The sequence below is a fragment of the Clostridium cuniculi genome (assembly GCF_004353185.1).
GTDB lineage: Bacteria > Bacillota > Clostridia > Clostridiales > Clostridiaceae > Clostridium > Clostridium cuniculi.
In genome coordinates this window covers 40,203-61,911 of the sequence record NZ_SMUS01000002.1, presented here as the reverse complement: position 1 = coordinate 61,911, position 21,709 = coordinate 40,203, and the positions used below count along the sequence as shown (strand labels likewise).

The window sequence follows — 21,709 nt, the reverse complement described above, 5'->3', positions numbered from 1 at the left end:
TTATATAAATAATTAAGGGGAGCATTAAAACTCCCCTAATTATAAAAGTATGTATTTTAAGGATAAAAGTCTCTAAATTAATGTAAATAGAGCAGAGTAATATTAAAGGAAAGAAGTCGTAAAGGGGGAAAAAATGTGTTTAAAAATGTAAGTTATAAAACACAAAGGAAATTTATAATAGCACTATTCTTACTAATTCCACTTACATTACTGTTTGTATTTACATATTTACCAGCAATAAATATGATATCTTACAGTTTCACTGATTGGAAGGGGTATGGGCCTAAGACATTCGTTGGTCTTGAAAACTATATAAATATATTTAGTGATCCAGAAGTTTTTTCTGTATTAAAAAATAGTTTATATTATTTTGTTGGTGGGTTAATACAGTTAGCTTTAGCATTTGTATTTGCAGTAATAATTAATTCTAAAATAAAAGGTAAAAGTTTCTTTAAATCATTATTCTTTTTCCCTTATTTAATAAATGGGGTTGCAATATCATTAATGTTTTTATTCTTCTTCCAACCAAGTGGAACATTTGATACTGTATTAAGTATGTTAGGGTTAGATAGTTTAATTAGACAATGGCTTGGAGATGCACAATATGTAAATTTCTCTTTAGCATTTACATCAATTTGGAGATTTTTTGGATATAACTTTATTATTTTCTTAGGAGCTCTTCAATCAATTTCTGATGAGGTTTTAGAAGCAGCAGATTTAGATGGAGCTGGTGATTGGCATAAGATTAGATATATTTATATACCTTCTGTTAAGAGAATAATTCAATTAAATTTAATATTAAATATTTCAGGAGCAATTTCAGTATTTGAAATACCATATATAATGACAGGTGGATCAAATGGAAGTTCTACATTCGTAATAGAAACAATTAAAACTGCCTTTACTTATAATAAGGTTGGTAAAGCTTCTGCAATGGCTGTTGTAGTAATGCTTATTGTTGCAGCAGTGGCATTAATTCAAAATATATTCTTTAAGGAGGAGAAGGAATATGCAAAGTAATACTGAAGTAAATGTAGCAAAAGTCAAAATGGATAAAGAATTATTTGTATTACGAGCTAAAAGTATATTTTTTAAAGTGCTCAAATACTCAGCATTAATATTAGCAGCAATAGTTTTTATTCTTCCTATACTAACAATATTTTTAGCATCATTTAAGGAATATAATGAGTTTTACTCAAGTAATAAATTATCATTACCAGCAAGTTTCTTAAATTTAGATAATTTCAAGACAGCATTTATTCAAGGTGGAATGTTGAGAGGGTTCTTTAATACAGCATTTATAATGGTGATATCATTATCTGGTACAATTTTAATGGGAGCAATGGTTGCTTATGTATTACACAGATTTGATTTTAAATTAAAGAAAGCGATATTACTGTTATATATGGTACCAATGTTCTTACCAATGGTAACTACTCAAGTTGCTACATTCCAAATCATGAGTAGACTTGGGTTGTATAATAGTTTATGGGCTCCAATAGTTCTTTATTTAGGGGCAGATGTTATGAGTATATTCATAATGATGCAGTTTATGGATTCTATTCCATATTCAAATGATGAAGCTGCAATGCTTGAGGGTGCATCATATTTCTATATATTTAGAAAGTTAATTATTCCACTATTAAAACCAGCTATAGCAACAATTATAATAATACGTGGAGTTGGAATTTATAATGATTTCTATACACCATTTCTTTATGCTCCTGGAGAAGAGATGGGAACATTAGCAACATCACTTTATAAGTTTATGGGGCCATATGGGGGACAATGGAATGTTATATGTGCAGGGGTTATATTAATAATGATTCCAACATTAATAGTATTCTTAGCATTACAAAAATATATTTATAACGGATTCACAGCAGGAGCCGTAAAATAAGGTGATGAAATGAGAGAAAAGACATTTAGGTTCGTTCACATTTTATATGTTTTATTAATAACAAACATATTATCAATTTTATATTTATTATTAGGATTATTTTCAATAACATTAGTTCCAGTAATATTCACTAATATAGAAATTTCAACAATGTTATTTAATGATGAAATTGATGGATATTCAGGAGTTTTACAGATATTTAATTCTCGAATGAAAATGTATTTTATTGAAAATAAAAAATCAACTTTTTTAACTGGATTTTATGCATTAACATTAGTTGTGGCAATGTTAATGCTAAGAAGAATTGATTTACCCATAGCTAGTGTGTTAAATTATTTCTTTGCATATTTATATATAGTTATATCTATATATTGGGGATATTATTCTTTATATGTAATAATTAAAGAAAAACCAATAAGATATATAGATGCATTGGCAATAATGTGTATGTATCCTAAAAAGCTATTAACTACCATTGGATTTTTTATACTATTTATGGTTTTGGCCATATTTAGAAAGGAATTTTTAGTAATATTAGCAATTGCAATAATTTCAGCTGTATTTGTAAAAATAAATAGAAGTACAATTGAAGCAGTAAAGATAAATATTAGTTAAATAAGATCTCAAGTTGAATCGAATAAAAATCAACTTGAGATTTTTATTTTAAAATATAAAAAACATACAAATATTCTTAAAAGTTAGCAATAAATATGATTTTAGGGTTAATTAATTGAATGAATGAAAATGTTACCATATCATAGTTATATAGACTATTACTTACGTTTAGATTTGAATTTATATGGAGTGGAGGATATTTAAATGGTTTATGAGCTAAGAAAAAAAGCAGAAGAAGAATTATTAAATCATATAGCACCTTTTTGGCTTAAGCTAATTGATAATGAAAATGGTGGATTTTATGGCGAAGTAAGTTATGATTTGAAGATTAATAAGGAAAGTGTTAAGGGTGGAATCCAAACTTCAAGAATATTATGGTTCTTTTCAGCAGCGTATTGTGCAACAAAGAATGAAGAATATAAGAAGGCTGCAACTCATACTTATGAGTTTTTAAGAGATAAGTTATTTGATAAAGAGTTTAATGGTGTATATTGGATGTTAGATTATAAAGGGAATCCAAGTGATACAAGAAAGCATATTTATTGTCAGGCTTTTGCTATATATGCATTAAGTGAATATTATAAAGCTACTGATGATAAAGAAGCCTTAGACTTAGCAATGAATTTATTTTCATTAATTGAAAGTAAAGGATTCAATAAAGAAAATTCAGCATATTTAGAAGAGTTTGATAGAGAGTGGAATATTACTCCGAATGAAATGCTAAGTGAAAATGGTGTTATTGCAGAAATAACAACTAATACTCATTTACATGTTTTAGAAGGATATACTACTCTTTATGAGGTAACAAAGGATGTTAGAGTTGGAGAAAGGTTAAAAGAGTTAATATATACTTTCTATAATAAAATTTATGACAAAGAAGAGCATTATTTGAAGATATTCTTTGATAATAAGTGGAATACAATTATTGATGTAAAATCATATGGCCATGATATAGAAGCAAGTTGGCTTATTGATGATGCCTATAAGGTATTGGGACTAAAAGATGAAAATATTGAAAAGATGATTATTGATATTGCATATAAAATTAAAGAGCAAATTCAAGAAGATGGTTCATTAATAAATGAAGCAGAAAATGGAGTTAAAGATTTTACTCGTGTATGGTGGGTACAAGTTGAAGCAATGATTGGATATTTAAATGTATATGAAAGAACTCATGATGAGAGTCTTTTAACAATAATAGATAAATTAATGACTTATACTATGGAAACTATGGTTGACCCAAGAGAAGGTGGAGAATGGTATTGGTCAATAGAAGCAGATGGTAAACCAACAGAAAGAAGTGTTATTGAACCGTGGAAGGCACCATATCATAATGGAAGATTTTGTTTAGAGTTTATGAAGAGAATAGGAGAATAAGAAATGATACATGAAAGATATTATACATTAAAAGAAGAACAGGAAAAATTAATAACAAGAAAAAATGAAGTTGACACTACTTGGTACAATGGTGTTTATGATAGATATAAATATCCAGTAATAACTAGACATCATGTTCCAATTGAATGGAGATTTGATTTAAATAAAGAAACTAATCCATATTTTATGGAAAGACTAGGTATTAATGCAACGTTAAATGCTGGAGCTATTTATTTAAATGGTAAATACTATTTAGTTGTAAGAACAGAAGGATTAGATAGAAAATCAATTTTTGCTTTAGCATCAAGTGAAAATGGAATTGATAATTTTAGATTTGAATCTTTAATACAGTGGGAAGATATTTGTGAAGAAGAAACTAATATTTATGATATGAGACTTGTAAAACATGAGGATGGATATATATATGGAATTTATTGTTCTGAAAGAAAAGATCCAGATGCAGAGCAAGGAGATACATCTTCAGCAGTAGCTCAAGCAGGATTAGTTAGAACTACTGATTTAAAAACTTGGGAAAGACTACCTGATATAAAGACTCCATCTCCTCAACAAAGAAATGTGGTATTACATCCTGAGTTTGTTGAAGGAAAATATTTATTATATACTAGACCACAAGATGGATTCATTTCAACTGGTTCAGGTGGAGGTATTGCTTATGGATACTGTGATGATATAACTAATCCAGTTGTTAAAGAAGAGAAGATAATGCATGAAAAGAAATATCATACAGTTTATGAAGTTAAAAATGGACAAGGGCCAGCACCTATTAAAACAGAAAAAGGTTGGATACATATAGGTCATGGTGTAAGAAATACAGCAGCTGGTTTAAGATATGTTCTTTATACCTTTGCAACAGATTTAGAAGAGCCAACAAAGATTATTGCATTACCAGGAGGCCATTTTATAGCTCCTTATGATAATGAAAGAGTTGGAGATGTATCTAATGTAATATTCTGTAATGGACTTACTGTTGATGAAGAGAAGAATGTAAATATTTATTATGCATCTAGTGATACTAGATTACATGTTGCTACAACTACTGTAGATAAGTTAATTGATTATACATTCAATACTCCACAAGATCCATATAGATCACTTTTATGCACAGCACAAAGACAAGAGCTTATTGAAAAAAATGAAGAATTATTAAAGAGTGAAAACTAGAGTTAAAGAAAGGTTTATTGCATAAATGCAATGAATCTTTCTTTTTATGTATAATTAGAAACAATCATTAATTGTTATAAATGCATACTATAGTTAATATAATAGTACAAATATTAATAAAGGTAGGTTATAATGGCTAGAACATATGCATATTCAGCGGACTTCGATAAGGATATAGAAAATCTCTTTAAAGAAGCTAAGCTATTAGGTGAAGGACATAATGGAATTGTTTATGAAGTACCTGGGAATAGAGCTATAAAGATATTTACAGACAAAAATGTTTGTAAAAGTGAAGCAGAGATATTATATAGAGTAAAAAAATCTAAATATTTTCCTAGGATATATAAAAATGGAGATTACTATATATTAAGGGATATGGTTAATGGCATAAGATTGGATGACTATATAAAAGAAAATGGATTAAGTCAGCAACTTATATATAATTTATACAGATTAATTAATGAATTTAAGGCTTTAAAGTTTACAAAATTGGATGCAAGGTGTAGAGATATATATGTTAACAAGAATGAGAGATTAATGGTTATTGATCCAAAGCAGTGTTACAGACGAAAGGTTGATTACCCAAGACATTTAATGAAGGGACTTGATGGAATAGATGTGTTAGAGGAATTTTTAAGGGGAATTTATATAATAGATAAAAGAAGAGGTTCGGAATGGGAGCAGAAAATTAATCAATATTATGCAAAGGAATATTAAAAGAATTATGATATTAAATATAAGAGTCAAGAGCTAATAATTAATATAACTTATATTGGCAAGCTTTTGACTTTTATATTTTGTAATTAAATAAATTATTAAGAAAGTAGAATATTATTTGTTTCGGATGTAAAAAATAAATGGGTAGATATTAGATTTTGGAATAAAATATTTCATTTAATGTTAAAAATAAGGAGGATATGAAATGAAAAACTTTGTTGAAATTGTAGATGTTGTAGCAAGACAAATATTGGATTCTAGATGTTTTCCAACAGTAGAAGTAGAAGTATATCTAGAAGATGGAACAATGGGAAGAGCAGCAGTACCATCAGGAGCATCAACTGGTATTTATGAAGCTGTTGAGTTAAGAGATGGAAATAAAGATTATTATATGGGAAAAGGTGTTTTAAAAGCTGTTGAAAATGTTAATGATACAATAGCTGAAGAATTGATAGGATGTAATGTTTTTGATCAAACATATATTGATAAAATGTTAATAGAACTTGATGGAAGTAATAATAAAGGAAAATTAGGCGCTAACGCTATATTAGGTGTTTCTTTAGCAGTAGCACAAGCAGCAGCTAATTATTTAGGATTACCTTTATATCAATATGTAGGTGGAGTAAATGCAAAAGTTTTACCAGTTCCAATGATGAACATAATAAATGGTGGTTCACATGCTGATAATTCAGTTGACCTTCAAGAGTTTATGGTTATGCCAGTAGGCTTTGATAACTTTGATAAAGCAGTTCAAGCTTGTGCAGAAGTTTATCATGCATTAAAGAAAACCCTAAATGAAAAAGGATACTCAACAGGTGTTGGAGATGAAGGTGGATTTGCTCCTAACTTAAAGAGTAATGCAGAGGCTATTGAAGTTATATTAGAAGCAATTAAAAAGGCTGGATATGAACCAGGAAAAGATATATTTATAGCAATAGATGCAGCTTCATCTGAATATTACAAAGATGGTAAGTATGTATTAGAACATGAAGGAAAGACTTTAACTGCAGCTGAAATGGTTGATTTCTTCGAAGATTGGGTAAATAAATATCCTATTATATCAATTGAAGATGGTATGGCAGAAGAGGACTGGGAAGGTTGGAAGCTATTAACTGATAGATTAGGTAAGAGAGTTCAATTAGTTGGTGATGACTTATTTGTAACTAATACTCAAAGATTAGAAGATGGAATTTATAGAGGAGTTGCTAACTCAATTCTTATTAAATTAAATCAAATTGGTACTTTAACAGAAACTTTAAATGCTATAGAAATGGCTAATAGAGCTGGATATACAGCAGTTATTTCTCATAGAAGTGGTGAAACAGAAGATACTACTATAGCAGATTTAGTTGTTGCTGTTAATGCAGGTCAAATTAAGACTGGTGCTCCTGCAAGATCTGAAAGAGTTGCTAAATATAATCAATTAATCAGAATAGCAGAAGAACTTGATGATGTAGCAGAATATAGAGGAAAGAAAGCTTTCTTTAATATAAAAGAATAAATAATAGAAGTGGCAAATAGTAAATTAGGCTATTTGCCTTTTCTTTTTATAAATTTAATATACTTTTATTAAGATTTATTGGTGATTTTTAAGCAGAATTAGTTTAAATAATATTAATAACTATAACAATTATATAATTAAATCAAGAAAAGGTTTTGATTATGAGTAATAAAAATGTCTGTATAAAGTGGGGGAGAATAAGATGGAATTTAAAGTAACAACAGATATGATTAATAATTCATTAGTTAGTAAAGGTGATATTTCTAGAATTGAAAAAGCAATGAATAAAGCGAAAAATGGACAAGCTATTACTATAGCATTTTTAGGAGGATCAATAACTCAAGGGTGCAATGCAACAAAATTTGAAGATTGTTATGCTAGTAGAACTTATAAATGGTTTAAGGACAAGTTCAAAAATGTAAATGTAAAATATGTTAATGCAGGGGTTGGAGCAACAGGATCAATAATAGGGGCTCATAGAGTAGAAAAGCAAGTATTATCACAAAATCCAGACATAGTATTTATTGATTTTGCTGTAAATGATAAGGATAGTATTTATGATAAGGTTGCTTATGAAAGTATAATAAGAAGAATATTATCAGTAGAAAATCCACCAGCAATAATTGAAGTATTTATGAGCAATTTTGATGGAAGTAATGTTCAACCACAGCAAATAGAGATAGGTAAGAAATATAATCTACCAATGATAAGTTTTAGAAACTCAATTTATACAGAAATGATTACAAATAGATTGAAGTGGGAAGATGTTGCAAGTGATGAGGTACATCCAAATGACTATGGTCATTTTATAATATCCAATTTATTAACTACTTTTATGGAAGATATATATAAGAATTTGAAAGAAGTTAAAGTAAATAAAATAGAACTTGGACAGCCTTTATTCGGCGATAAATATACATGTGGAATAATAATGAATAATAATAACTTAGATGTAAAAAAAATAAGTGGATTTTCTGTAGATAATGAAGGGTTTCAAGTATTTAAAGATGGATGGAAATTTATTTCTGAAACTGGTGGAGAAGCAAATTTATCAGTAAATGTAGAAGGAAAAAATATATTCTTATTATATAAAAAAACTATAAAAGAAACTGCAGCAAAGTTAGCTGTTAAGGTTGATTATAAAGAAGAGATAATTATTGATACTTTTTTTAAGAATGGATGGGGAGATTATTCCGCAACTGAAGTATTAGTTGAAGATTTATTAAATGGAAGGCATAAAATTGAAATTAAAGTGTTAAATGATAATAAATCAATAGAAGCATATATAATGGGATTTTTAGTTTCTTAGGAGGAGAGGAAATGTATTTAAAAGATTTAGATAAAAACAAGTATACATTAATAGAATCAGATAATTTAAATTATCAATATATGGGAAGAGTAGATTTTGAAAATCCTAAGGCTCCTACAATTATTTATGCTGGAAGTATGATTAAAACAAGGTTTACTGGAAGGTCTGTTAAAGTAGCTATTAAAAATGTACATGCATGTTATGAAAATGCAATTGGATTTATTATAGATGGAGATATTACAGGAAAGGCAGTAATAGAAGAACATAATAAAGATATTATATTAGATATTGCAGAAGGATTAAGTGAAGAGGTTCATGACTTAATTTTATTTAAAAGATCTGATGCAGCCCATTATTTTGATTTTTATGGAATTATATTAGAAAAAGGATGTCACTTAGAAGCTCCAGAGGCAAAAAGCAATAGAAGAATTGAATGTTTTGGAGATTCAGTATCAGCAGGTGAAGTTTCTGAAGCAGTTGAATATGTAGGGAAATCTGATCCAGAAGGACATGAAGGAATATATTCAAACTCATGGTATTCATATTCTATGATTACAGCAAGAAAATTAGGGGCAGAAATTAATAATAATGCTCAAGGAGGAATTGCTGTATTAGATGGGACAGGTTATTTTAATCCAAGTTTAGGATACAAAGGGTTGGAATCTACTTATGATAAGCTAAGATATAGTGCTGAACTTGGTGAGTGTAATAAGTGGGATTTTAGTAGATATACACCTCATGTAGTTATTATGGCGCTTGGCCAAAATGATTCTCATCCTATTGATTATATTAATAATGATAAAGAAAAAAGAGAACATTGGAAATCAAAGTATAAGGAAATTATTCTTGATTTAAGAAGTAAATATCCTAATGCATTGTTCGTTATTATTACAACATTATTATGTCATAATGAAGGTTGGGATATTGCTTTAGACGAAATGACAAAGGAAATTAATGATGAAAAGATTGTTAGATTTAAATTTAAAAGAAATGGAATTGGAACACCAGGTCATTTAAGAATTCCAGAGGCAGAGGAAATGGCAGAAGAATTAACAGAATTTATTAAAGGTTTTGGAGAAGAGATTTGGATTTAAATTTTTTAGTGTTTTAATTAAAAATTTAGCATTTTTACAGAAATATATACAAAAACAAAGATAAAGAAGCAAATCTATAGTAATAAAGTTAAAGTAATAGTAAATTAAATATGTAATTGTTAACAGTGTTTTGAAAAAGTTTTTCGTTAAGTAAATTACAAATTAATAAAAGCGTTTATGGATAATGGTAGTAAACAATTTATACTTATAAGATATATGATGGAGGGTATTATGGAAAAAGTTAAAATTTACGGTGATGCAGTAAAAAATATGCCATGGCAAGAAAAACCAGAAGGATTTGAGGGAGTAGTTTGGAGACATGATAATAATCCAATTATAGACTGGAATCCAACAAAGAAGAGTGCAAGAATTTTTAACAGTGCAGTACTTCCATACGAAGATGGATTTATAGGAGTATTTAGAGCAGACCATAAAAATGGTAGACCACAATTACATTTAGGAAGAAGTAAAGATGCTTTAAATTGGGATATTGAAGATGAAGAAATTCATTGGATAGATGAGCAAGGAAATGATTATCAACCAAGTTATGCTTATGATCCAAGATTAGTTAAAATAGAAGATACTTATTATATTGTTTGGTGTTGTGACTTTGGTGGAGCAGCATTAGGATTAGGAATGACAAAGGACTTCAAGACATTTGTTAGACTTGAAAATCCATTTATTCCATTCAACAGAAATGGTGTTTTATTCCCAAGAAAAGTTAATGATAAATACTTATTATTAAGTAGACCTAGTGATAGTGGACATACTCCATTTGGAGATATATTCTTAAGTGAAAGTCCAGATTTAGTTCATTGGGGAAGACATAGAAGAGTAATGACTAAAGGTGGCCAAGGTTGGTGGCAAGGAACTAAAATTGGTAGTGGAGCAACACCAATCGAAACATCAGAAGGGTGGTTAATGTTCTATCATGGAGTTTCAGGAACTTGTAATGGATTTGTATATAGTATGGGGGCTGCAATATTAGATAAAGATAATCCATCAAAGGTTTTATATAGAACAAGAGATTATTTACTAACTCCAGAAAAGGAATACGAAACAACAGGATTTGTTCCAAATGTAGCATTCCCATGTGCAACACTTCAAGATCCTGAAACAGGAAGAATAGCAATTTACTACGGAGCAGCAGACACTTATGTTGCAGTAGCATATGCACAAGTTGATGAACTAGTTAAATATATAAAAGAAAATTCAGAATTAGTAGACGGAGACGACGTAGAATTTAAGTAAGTGAGAGCCAAAATTTTCAATTTGGTTGCTCGAACTTGCCTGAGGTTTCTTTAAAAAGCTTAAGTATTATATTTTTATACAATTTTCCTCTAAAAGACTGTTACACTTAGGTGAGCAGTCTTTTTTTATTACAAAATTGTAATAAAAATGAAAGATGAATCGATATGAAAAATATTCTTCATTAGCTAAAATTAATTTAGAAAGTTTAAGTAAAAAAGAATTTTAAGCAAAGAGAATATTAAATATTAATAAAATATTAATAAAATAATGCGTTTATATAAGCAAATATTAAGATTTAATCTAAATAAATCTTAATATTTGCTTTTTATAATAAAAGTATAGCAAACAAGCATTGGAGAGAAATATTATGAAAATATTAATTTTAACAGGAAAATTTGGAATGGGACATTATTCCGTATCAGAAGCAATAGGGCAAGAAATAAGTAGTAGAGATTCTAATATAGAAGTTAGCATAGTTGATATATTAGATTATTTAATGCCAACAGCCAGTAAGATCCTTTATAAAAGTTTTAATACATTAGTGACGAAATGGTCAAATTTATATAATTTCGTAAATATAAATAATGAGGATAATAATATAAAAACATTTAATTATTTTTTTGTAAAAGGATTAGATAGATTATTTTTAGAGTTTAATCCGGATATAGTTATTTCAACTTTACCTATAAGTTCACAATATATTTCTAAATATAAATCATTAAAGAAATCTAATATTCCTCTATTTACATTTATAACTGATATTTCTAGCCATAGTGAATGGATTCATAATAATACAGATTTTTATTTTGTTGGTGATATAAGTATAAAGAAAAGCTTAATTGATAAAGGAATTGATGAAAATAAAATAATAGTTAGTGGAATTCCAGTTAAACAAGGTTTTAAAGATAAGATTATAAAATTTGATAAAAATAAATCAAAAGAGATTTTAATTATGGGTGGTGGTTTAGGGTTAATTTCATTTAATAAAAATTTATTTGAATCATTAAACAATGAGAAGAATATAAAAACAACAGTAATAACAGGAAATAATAAAAAAATGTTTGAACAATTGAAAAGTAAGTATAAAAATATTGAGGTTTTAGGATATACAAATAAGATAGATTTTTATATGAAAAGAGCAGATTTAATAATATCTAAATCTGGTGGAATAACTTTATTTGAGGCAATTTACAGTGAGACACCTATTTATGTAGTTAATCCATTTTTACTTCAGGAAGTTAAGAATGCTAAATTTATAGAAAAAAGAAAAATTGGACAAGTAGTTTGGAATGAAGAAATGGATATAGCTAAGGATATTTTATCACTTATAAATGATGATAAGGCTATTTTAAAAATGAAAAGTAATATGAAGAAGGTTAAGGAAAATATTAATCAAGAAGAGATATTAAGTGTTATAGAACAGTTTAAGAAGGAGGCATAAAAATGATAATTATATGTATAATAGGAGTTTTGTTGTTATCATATAGTATTATTCCTACCTTTTACTATAAATTTAAGGGCACTCCAATTCCTAATTACGTAGAGGAAAAAAAGTTTTTATCATTAACCTTTGATGATGGACCTGATGAGAAATATACAGTTGAATTATTAGATTTACTTAAAAAATATAATATAAAGGCCACATTTTTTGTTGTAGCTAAATTTGCTGAAGAAAATTATGAAATTATAAAACGAATGGAAGAAGAGGGACATACTATAGGGCTTCACTCTTTAGAACACAAAAATGGTCTTTTAAATGGACCGTTATATACAAGTAATGATTTTAAAGAAAGTTTAAGAATAATGAAAAGATTAAATATTAATGTAAAATCATTTAGACCACCATGGGGACATCTTAATTTATCAACTATTATAAATTTAAAAAAATATAATTTAAAGTTAGTACTTTGGGATGTAATTATAGGGGATTGGAAATCAGATATAACATCAGATGAAATATCAAATAGATTAATAATGCAATCAAAAAATAAAAGCATTATTTGTCTTCATGATGGAAGAGGTGAAAATGAAGCACCTAAAAGAACTATAGAGGCTTTAGAAAGAACAATACCTATATGGATTGAAGAAGGATATGAATTTTTAAAGGTAGGGGAACTTTATGAATAAGACTATAAGTGCAAACAGGATTTTGAAAAATAGTATATTCTTTATAACTTTAATTGCAATTACATTCTTAATTTTATTTAAGGACAATAGTATAGAAAGTATATTAAAATCTCTAAAAAATGTTAATGTGATATATGTATTTTTAGGAATACTATGTATGTTTTTATTTATATGTTGTGAAGGAATAAATATTAGACGTATGCTTAGATTATTTTCTTATGATATAAGTATTTTTAGAGGATTAAAATATTCATTTGTAGGTTTTTTCTTTAGCTCAATAACACCATCAGCATCAGGGGGTCAACCAATGCAAGTTTATTACATGAATAAAGATGGAATTAAGATTTCACATTCTTCGTTAGTATTACTTATAGAACTTGCTAGTTTTCAATTTACTACTATAACTATTGCAATAATATCATTTATAGTAAATTATGATTTTATTGTAAGTCTTAATACTGCAATTAAGATATTAATTTTTATAGGAATAGCAATTAACTGTATTATATTTTGTTTTATATTAGTAGCTATATTTTCAAAGTCATTTATAAATAGAATAGTAGATTTAGCTTTTAAAGTAATTAGTAAAATAAAATTTATAGATGAAAAAAGGATAATAGAAGGAGTGAGAGAAGAAATTAAACAATATCAAGAAGGTGCATTATTTATAAATAATAATAAAGAGGTTGTAACAAAAGTAGTATTAACAACATTTGTTCAAGCATCTTTTATGTACAGTATAACCTTTTTTGTATATAAGGCATTTAATTTATCAACCTTTTCATTTTTTACTGTTTTTTCTCTTCAATCAATTTTATTTATTTCAGTATCAGCTATACCGCTTCCAGGTTCTGTAGGAAGTAGTGAAAGTGTTTTTTTAACATTATTTAAAACTTTATTTCCAGTAAATACTTTAAATTCTGCAATGTTATTAAGTAGAGGAATTAGTTTTTATTTATTTGTGATAGTTAGTGGAATAATTGTACTTTTTATTAGGATATCAAGAAATAAATATTATGGTAAATATATATTCAAAGGGTTGTATAATAAAGATATAATAAGGGAAAAGTAGTTATGGTTAATAATGGAGTTATTTGTAAATAATCTTGATATATAATTTCTATTATGTTATGATAAAATTAAGTGAGTATGCACGAAAGTACGATATGGGAGGTGTAACCGTGAAGACTTTTTTATTTGTTTTAGAAGCGGTTCTAGGATTAATAGTTGTTGTTTCAATATTAATGCAAAAGAGTAAAGCTGATGCTTTAAGTGGGTTAATTCAAGGTAGTAAAAGTGAGACATTCTTTACTAAAAATAAGTCAAAGACTAAGGAAGCAATGTTAGTTAAAGTTACTATAGTTTCAATGCTTTTATTTGCTATAAATACAATAGTTTTAAATATAATTTAGAATATAATGTAGATCACTAATGGTTGGTGATCTATTTTTTTTAGTAATTTCTAATAAAAAAATTTTTATCAATTGTTTTTACTAAGTGAAGATGTGGAAATAATATAATATAAAGTATTTATTATGAATTGAAAAGGTATTGTATTGAATAAAATATAATAAGGATATTATAAGCACTACTTATTGAATAAAAAAACTTACATGTGGTAGTATAATAAATAGTGCGTATAAGAAAATATTGGATGAGGTTAAATATATTTAAACGGAGGAAATTACATGGGAATAAAAGAAACATTACTTAGCTTTATGAAAGAAGAAGCATATAGACCGATGGATATTCAAGAGCTTGTTGCAGTTTTTGATATTAATCCAGATGAGTACAAGGCTTTTAAAAGAGCATTAAAAGTAATGGAATTGGAGGGTTCAATAGTAAGAACTAAAAAAGATAAGTTTGCAGTTCCTGAAAGGCTAGGATTAATAAAAGGTAAACTTCAAGCACATAAAAAAGGATTTGGATTTTTAATACCGGAAGAAGAAGGAGAAAGAGATGTATTTATTCCAAGTTCATTTATTAATGGGGCAATGAATAATGATATAGTACTTGTACAAATTACTAGAGATGATATCAATGGTAAGAAGAGAGAAGGAGAAGTTGTAGAAGTACTTGAAAGAGCAAATAATAGAATAATTGGTGTATATGAAGATAGTAGAAATTTTGGATTTGTAGTTCCTGAAGATACTAGACTAAACCAAGATATATTTGTTTCTAAAAAAGATAAGAATGGGGCAAAACATGGAGATGTAGTTATTGTAGAGGTAACTAAATGGCCTGAAAAGAGAAGAAGTCCAGAAGGAATAGTTAAAGAGGTTTTAGGTAAAAAGGGAGAAAAGGGATTAGATATCTTAACTATAATAAAGAAGCATGGTCTTCCAGAGGAATTCCCACCAAAAGTTTTAGCTTATGCTGATGGAATCTCTGAGGAAATAGAAGAAAGTGAAATAAAAAGAAGAAAAGATATTAGAAATCTTAGAATGGTTACTATAGATGGTGAAGATGCAAAAGACCTTGATGATGCTGTTTCTATAGAAAGATTAGATAATGGCAAATATAGATTGGGAGTTCATATTGCGGATGTTACACATTATGTAAGAGAAAAGAATCCACTAGATAAAGAAGCATTAAAAAGAGGGACATCTGTTTATTTAATAGATAGAGTTATACCAATGCTTCCAAAGAAACTTTCTAATGGTATATGTTCACTTAATCCTAAGGTTGATAGATTAGCATTAAGTTGTTTTATGACTATTGATAACAAGGGGAAAGTTTGTGATCATGAAATAGCTGAAACAGTTATTAAAACATCTGAAAGAATGACTTATACAGATGTAACTAAGATATTAAGAGATAAAGATGAAGAACTTATTAAGAAATATGATTATTTAGTAGATGACTTTAAAACAATGGAAGAGCTTTGTTTAATTCTTAGAGAAAAGAGAATGAAAAGAGGAGCTATAGATTTTGATTTTGAAGAGTGTAAAATAATATTAAATGATAATGGTAAGCCAATAGATATAAAACCATATGAAAGAGAAATAGCCAATAGAATAATAGAAGAATTTATGCTTGTTTGTAATGAAACTATTGCGGAGCATATGTTCTGGACTAATTTACCTTTTGTATATAGAATTCATGAAAATCCAGATGAAGAAAAATTAGAGAAATTTAGAGATTTCATTTATAACTTAGGATATACAATGAAGGTAACGCAAGATATACATCCAAGAATTCTTCAAGAAGTATTAGAGAAGGTAAAAGGTAAAAAAGAAGAAACTGTAGTTAGTACTCTTTTATTAAGAAGTATGATGAAAGCAAAATATACTCCAGAATGTTCATCACATTTTGGTTTAGCAGCAACATACTATTGTCACTTTACATCACCAATCAGAAGATACCCTGATTTACAAATTCATAGAATAATTAAGGAGTATTTAAATGGTAAGATTGATGATAAGAGAGCCACTAGATTAGCACCAATAGTTGATATAGCAGCTAAGCAATCATCAGAAATGGAAAGACTTGCAGAAGAAGCTGAAAGAGAAGTTGATGATTTAAAGAAAGCAGAATATATGATGGATAGAATTGGAGAAGAATTTGAAGGTATCATTTCTTCAGTTACATCATTTGGTATATTTGTTGAACTTCCAAATACTGTAGAAGGTCTTGTTCATATAACTGATTTAGATGATGATTATTATATATATGATGAACAACATTTAATGCTTTTAGGTCAAAGAAACAAAAAGGTTTATAGATTAGGTGATTCTGTAAAAGTTAAGTGTTCTAAAGTTGATATTGATAATAGAGAAATATTCTTTGATATATTAGATAGCGAACAAAATTTAGAGGAAATCTTACCAAGTGAAGAAACAGCTTCAATAATAGCAGAAGTTAAGAAAGAATTTGGAACAAAACCAGAAGAAGAGTTTAACGAGTAATTAGTTATATTGTGATTTTGAGAGGTTCTTGTTATAATTAAGAAAAACACGTAATAAAAAAGTGGGTGAGAATATGGCAAGAGTTAAGAATAGTAATTCTTTAGCTGAAAATAGAAAAGCTCGTCATGATTATTTTGTTGAAGAAACAATGGAGGCGGGAATTGCTCTAGTAGGAACGGAAGTTAAATCTATTAGAGGTGGTAAATGCAATTTAAAAGATTGTTACGCTGATATAAAAAATGGAGAGATATTTATTTTAAATATGCATATTAGTCCTTATGAACAAGGAAATATATTTAATGTTGATCCGTTGAGAGAAAGAAAGCTTTTACTTCATAAAGAGCAAATAGGTAGACTTGCAGGTTTAGTATCTAGAGATGGATATACATTAGTTCCGTTATCTTTATACTTAAAGAATGGAAGAGTTAAGGTTGCTCTTGGAATATGTAAAGGTAAAAAGAATTATGATAAGAGAGATTCAATGTTAGAAAAAGCTCATAAAAGAGATATTGAACGTCAAATGAAAGAAAGAAACCGTTATTAATTAGAAATGACAAATTTAAAATGGCAAATTAAAATTTAAAGTTAATTTGCCATTAATAATTTGTCATTTTTGCTTAATAAGAAAGTTTTATATTTTTTTCTTTCCATCCTAAATCAAATGGCATGTTTGAAATATTAAATAAATTACTATCTATTAAAGGATAACCATTTGAGTCAAATCCTGATATTATAGCTTTGTGATCTGTAAAAAATGATTTATCAAATCTAATAATGTCATCTTTTTTATAATTGTTAGATACCTCATAATTAGGATTTAGTCTTTTAGTATAAGGTAAAAGTGTTTCTGATAATGTAAATATATAGTCATCTAAGTCATCGTTAAATATATCAGAATAATAATCCTTATCTATGTAAAAAGAGTTTTTAGAATTATCATCATTAGTATAAAGTGTTAATATATGAGGTATTGTTAGAGTAAATTTATTTACAGCAAATTGTTTATTATGAATATAGTTAAAAGTGTAATGTTCATCTAAATCAACAATTATTTTATTATCGTTTCTAATAACCTTATTTATAATTACTATTGAATTAATAGAAGTAAAAATTATGGCTCTTTCTAAAGACCAATCACGTAAGTAAGAAATTCTTCTAAATTCATATCCTAATGAATATTGACCATTGGCTGAAGAAGTACCATAGTAATCATAAAGTTTAGAAACCTTTCCACTTAAAAAACCTTCATTTCTTGTATTAAAAGCAGCTGTTATAAAAGTATTTAGCTCATCTTCATATGGATCTATAGAACTCTCAGGTATATCGCTAGTATCAAAGTTACCAACGCTAGTACTGATATTAATATTATTTAATAGATTGCTTTTAGAAACATAATTGCTTGGAGGAACTTTACCTATACAATAGAAAAAGTAAGCAAATAAGCTTATTATTAATATGCAATAAGCCATACTAATAATAATGTTTTTAATACTTATCTTAGAATTATTATGTTTATCGTTTGTAACCATATCGTCACTCCTTTAAGCGAAATTCCTTAAGTGAAATAGTTAAATTAATTTATAACTATTAAATAACAAATTCAAAACAAGTTATATTATAGAAAAAGTACTATATATAGTATTAACTATTTTTGGTGAATTATTTACCAAAATTAGAATAAGAGTTGTTTTAATATATAAAAATATAATAGTAAATATTCCTATGTAACTAAAAATTCAAATTTAAATTTGTTTAGTTCACGTTATGAATTCGATGTTTAGAGGGATGTATTTACTAAATAATACATAAAAAATATTAAGAATTAAGTGTGAAAATATTTAAAAAATGATAAAATAAAATAGGCAATTGATTTGAAAAAGCAATGGAGGGAGAAAGAGCTAATGGCATTAAACATAATTGACATAGCAAAGCTAGCAGGGGTGTCAAAATCTACTGTTTCTAGATACTTAAATAATGGATATGTTAGTGTTGAAGCTAAAGATAAAATAAAAAAAGTGCTTGATGAAACAGGATTTACACCACAAAGGCAAGCAAAAGGTATGAGAACTAAGAAGACAAATTTAATAGGGGTAATAGTTCCTAAAATAAGTAGTGAGACTCCATCAAGAGTAGTTGAAGGTATTACAGAAATTTTATCTCCAAATGGATATGATATTTTGATAGCAAATACAAATTTATCTATAGAAAAAGAATTAGAATACCTTAATATATTTAAATCAAATCAAGTTGATGGAATAATATTTATGGCAACTAAGGTAATGGAGAAACATATAGAAGTTATAAAAAGCTTAGAAGTTCCAATAGTTGTTGTTGCACAAGATGTTAAGGATTGTTCATCTGTATACTTTAATGAATTTCAAGCAACAGAGGACATAACTAATTATTTAATTAAAAAAGGGCATAAGAAAATTGGATATATTGGGGTTTATGAAGAAGATAAGGCTGTAGGACTTTATAGAAAACAAGCTTATATAAATACATTAAAAAATAATAACATTGAGATAAATTATGATAATATTAAGATTGGTAATTTTGAAGAGAAGAGTGGTTATATATTAGCTAAGGAAATAATGGAGGGGACAGATGTTCCAACTGCAATTGTGGCTGTAACTGATAATCTAGCTTTAGGAGCAATAGAATATTTAATAGAGAATAAATACAGAGTACCAGAAGATATAGCAGTAGTTGGAATGGGAGATTCTAAGACGGCTAGAGTAATAACACCAAAACTTACAACAATACATTATCACTATAAAACTGCAGGAAGAAAATCTGCAGAAATAATGTTAAGTAAATTAGATAATGAAAAAAAAGAAAGTGTGGTAGAAAAAGTAAAATTAGATTGTTTACTAGTTGAAAGAAATAGTGTATAATAAGGTTATGAAAAGGTTTTAAATGGGTTTTGTATAGGAAATATTCCTATATAAAACTATTTTAAAAAATAATATTTTATGATAAGTCTGAAATTTTCCTATATAAAAATTAAAATAAACTATAGACTTATATAAAATAACGTTATATAATTTAATTATAATTTTAAATAATAACAAATTTCGACATAGTGCATACGATTAAATGAAAACGTAAAACTTTTTTTATTGAAATAGTGGGAACATTACCACATTTTTTAATAAGCAACGTGGGAACATTACCACATAATGAATAAAGCCTTTGATACAAGGTAATTATAGAATTATAAAAGTCATTTAGGAGGATTTAAAAATGGGGTCTAACAAGTATTATGATGCTGCCCAAGATATATTAAAATATATGGGTGGACCAGAGAACATTGCAAGTGCAGCACACTGTGCTACAAGATTAAGAATGGTATTAAAAGATCAAAGTTTAGCTAACAAAGAAGAGCTAGAAAAGCTAGATATAGTTAAAGGTGCGTTTATTAACGGTGGACAATTCCAAGTTATTATTGGGCAAGGGACTGTTAATAAAGTATATGCAGAGTTAATTAAAATTTGTGGAATAACTGAGATGAGTACTCAAGATGTTAAAGATTCTGGTGCGGAAAAATTAAATCCGATTCAAAAATTAGCTAAATTATTATCAGATATATTTGTACCAATAATTCCGGCAATTGTTGCTTCAGGATTATTAATGGGTATAATGGGATTATTGTCTAAGTTTGGACTGGATGCCTCAGGAACATGGTGGTGGACACTGTTAGATTTATTTAGTAGTGCAGCATTTAACTTCTTACCAATATTAGTTGCTATCAGTGCAGCAAAAGTATTTAAATGCAATCCTTACTTAGCAGCGACAGTTGGAGGTATAATGATTCACCCAGGTTTAATGAATGCTTGGGAACAACAATCAGGTGCTGTAGCGCAAACAATGTCTGTATTTGGAATTATTGATATGCCTTTAAAGGGATATCAAGGAACTGTATTACCAATACTATTTGTTATATTCTTAATGTCTATAATAGAAAGAAATGTTAGAAAGATTGTACCTAACATGTTAGATATATTATTAACTCCATTATTAACAGTATTAGCTACAGGGTTCTTAGCGTTAGTAGTTGTAGGTCCATTTGCTAACTGGATTGGAGATGGAATAAGTGTATTCTTACAGTACGCATTAAATAACTTTGGTATATTTGCAGGGATAATTTTTGGTGGATTATATTCAGCTATAGTTATTTCAGGTATACACCATAGCTTTCACGCTATTGAATTAGGACTTATTTCTTCAACTGGTTTTAATACTTTACTTCCAATTTGGGCAGTAGCTAACTTTGCACAAGGTGGGGCAGCTTTAGCTGTATACTTTAAGACTAAAAATAAGAAAATGAAAGCTATATCTTTACCAGCAGCAATAAGTTGTACAATGGGTATAACTGAAGCAGCAATATTTGGTGTTAATTTAAGATATAGAAAACCATTTATAGGAGCAGCTATTGGTGGTGCTGCAGCTGGTGCTTATGTAGTACTTACACATGTTAAAATGACAGCAGTTGGTGTAACAGCTTTACCAGCTATAGCAATTACAACATCAGATACAATGATTAATTATTGTATAGGATTAGCTATTGCAGGTGTTGTAGCATTTATAGCTACTTGGATAATGGGAATAAAAGAAGAAGCTTAATCATAAATTTAGTATATATAAAGAGGGAAATGTGTAAAAGCATTTTCTTCTTTTTTTATTACAATTAATTAGGTGCCTTGATAATATTAATGTGATAGTATACAA

Annotated in this window: 19 protein-coding genes; 18 read left to right on the top strand and 1 reads right to left on the bottom strand. The window is 27.7% G+C overall.

The window, feature by feature from the left end:
• The first annotated feature begins 135 nt into the window (after positions 1 to 135).
• The 16 genes from EJJ37_RS01075 to smpB all read left to right on the top strand — a co-directional run bounded on the left by EJJ37_RS01075 (position 136) and on the right by smpB (position 17,525).
• The gene (locus tag EJJ37_RS01075; RefSeq protein ID WP_133013742.1) at positions 136 to 1,020 is read left to right on the top strand and encodes a carbohydrate ABC transporter permease; all 885 of its coding nucleotides are present in this window, start codon (positions 136 to 138) and stop codon (positions 1,018 to 1,020) included.
• Positions 1,010 to 1,900 carry a carbohydrate ABC transporter permease gene (locus tag EJJ37_RS01070; protein WP_243124819.1) on the top strand — a complete coding sequence of 297 codons (891 nt, stop codon included), beginning with the start codon at positions 1,010 to 1,012 and terminating at the stop codon, positions 1,898 to 1,900. The genes EJJ37_RS01075 and EJJ37_RS01070 overlap by 11 nt, the downstream gene beginning before the upstream one ends.
• A 9-nt stretch (positions 1,901 to 1,909) precedes the next feature.
• Entirely contained in the window at positions 1,910 to 2,515 is a 606-nt protein-coding gene (locus tag EJJ37_RS01065) for a hypothetical protein (protein WP_133013741.1), read from the top strand.
• A gap of 204 nt (positions 2,516 to 2,719) precedes the next feature.
• A complete protein-coding gene (locus EJJ37_RS01060; protein ID WP_133013740.1) occupies positions 2,720 to 3,892 on the top strand; it encodes an AGE family epimerase/isomerase in 1,173 nt (390 codons plus the stop codon).
• Between the two features lie 3 nt (positions 3,893 to 3,895).
• Positions 3,896 to 5,074 (top strand): glycoside hydrolase family 130 protein, encoded by a 1,179-nt coding sequence (locus tag EJJ37_RS01055; protein WP_133013739.1) that lies wholly within the window; start codon positions 3,896 to 3,898, stop codon positions 5,072 to 5,074.
• A gap of 132 nt (positions 5,075 to 5,206) precedes the next feature.
• Positions 5,207 to 5,791, top strand: a complete 585-nt coding sequence (locus tag EJJ37_RS01050) for a protein kinase (RefSeq protein WP_133013738.1) — start codon at positions 5,207 to 5,209, stop codon at positions 5,789 to 5,791.
• Positions 5,792 to 5,996: 205 nt separating this feature from the next.
• Positions 5,997 to 7,292 carry a phosphopyruvate hydratase gene (gene eno, locus EJJ37_RS01045; protein ID WP_133013737.1) on the top strand — a complete coding sequence of 432 codons (1,296 nt, stop codon included), beginning with the start codon at positions 5,997 to 5,999 and terminating at the stop codon, positions 7,290 to 7,292.
• A gap of 202 nt (positions 7,293 to 7,494) precedes the next feature.
• Positions 7,495 to 8,601: an SGNH/GDSL hydrolase family protein gene (locus tag EJJ37_RS01040; protein ID WP_133013736.1), complete on the top strand. Its 1,107-nt coding sequence runs from the start codon at positions 7,495 to 7,497 to the stop codon at positions 8,599 to 8,601.
• 11 nt (positions 8,602 to 8,612) lie between these two features.
• Positions 8,613 to 9,695 carry an SGNH/GDSL hydrolase family protein gene (locus EJJ37_RS01035; RefSeq protein ID WP_133013735.1) on the top strand — a complete coding sequence of 361 codons (1,083 nt, stop codon included), beginning with the start codon at positions 8,613 to 8,615 and terminating at the stop codon, positions 9,693 to 9,695.
• Between the two features lie 231 nt (positions 9,696 to 9,926).
• Positions 9,927 to 10,946 (top strand): glycoside hydrolase family 130 protein, encoded by a 1,020-nt coding sequence (locus EJJ37_RS01030; RefSeq protein ID WP_133013734.1) that lies wholly within the window; start codon positions 9,927 to 9,929, stop codon positions 10,944 to 10,946.
• Between the two features lie 367 nt (positions 10,947 to 11,313).
• Entirely contained in the window at positions 11,314 to 12,387 is a 1,074-nt protein-coding gene (locus tag EJJ37_RS01025; RefSeq protein ID WP_133013733.1) for an MGDG synthase family glycosyltransferase, read from the top strand.
• Positions 12,388 to 12,389: 2 nt separating this feature from the next.
• Entirely contained in the window at positions 12,390 to 13,073 is a 684-nt protein-coding gene (locus EJJ37_RS01020) for a polysaccharide deacetylase family protein (RefSeq protein WP_133013732.1), read from the top strand.
• Positions 13,066 to 14,145: a lysylphosphatidylglycerol synthase transmembrane domain-containing protein gene (locus EJJ37_RS01015; protein WP_133013731.1), complete on the top strand. Its 1,080-nt coding sequence runs from the start codon at positions 13,066 to 13,068 to the stop codon at positions 14,143 to 14,145. The genes EJJ37_RS01020 and EJJ37_RS01015 overlap by 8 nt, the downstream gene beginning before the upstream one ends.
• Positions 14,146 to 14,254: 109 nt before the next feature.
• The gene (gene secG, locus EJJ37_RS01010; RefSeq protein WP_166484632.1) at positions 14,255 to 14,485 is read left to right on the top strand and encodes a preprotein translocase subunit SecG; all 231 of its coding nucleotides are present in this window, start codon (positions 14,255 to 14,257) and stop codon (positions 14,483 to 14,485) included.
• A gap of 276 nt (positions 14,486 to 14,761) precedes the next feature.
• On the top strand, positions 14,762 to 16,981 hold the full coding sequence (gene rnr, locus EJJ37_RS01005) for a ribonuclease R (protein WP_133013729.1): 2,220 nt from the start codon (positions 14,762 to 14,764) through the stop codon (positions 16,979 to 16,981).
• Between the two features lie 73 nt (positions 16,982 to 17,054).
• Positions 17,055 to 17,525, top strand: coding sequence for an SsrA-binding protein SmpB (gene smpB / locus EJJ37_RS01000; RefSeq protein ID WP_133013728.1), 471 nt, complete (start codon positions 17,055 to 17,057; stop codon positions 17,523 to 17,525).
• 73 nt (positions 17,526 to 17,598) lie between these two features.
• Here the strand turns inward: smpB and EJJ37_RS00995 are convergent, their stop codons facing one another.
• Entirely contained in the window at positions 17,599 to 18,510 is a 912-nt protein-coding gene (locus EJJ37_RS00995) for a hypothetical protein (RefSeq protein ID WP_133013727.1), read from the bottom strand.
• 372 nt (positions 18,511 to 18,882) lie between these two features.
• On the opposite strand from EJJ37_RS00995, the gene EJJ37_RS00990 reads away from it, so the two are divergent.
• Positions 18,883 to 19,875 carry a LacI family DNA-binding transcriptional regulator gene (locus EJJ37_RS00990; RefSeq protein ID WP_133013726.1) on the top strand — a complete coding sequence of 331 codons (993 nt, stop codon included), beginning with the start codon at positions 18,883 to 18,885 and terminating at the stop codon, positions 19,873 to 19,875.
• Between the two features lie 349 nt (positions 19,876 to 20,224).
• Entirely contained in the window at positions 20,225 to 21,604 is a 1,380-nt protein-coding gene (locus EJJ37_RS00985; RefSeq protein ID WP_133013725.1) for a sucrose-specific PTS transporter subunit IIBC, read from the top strand.
• Positions 21,605 to 21,709: the final 105 nt, after the last annotated feature.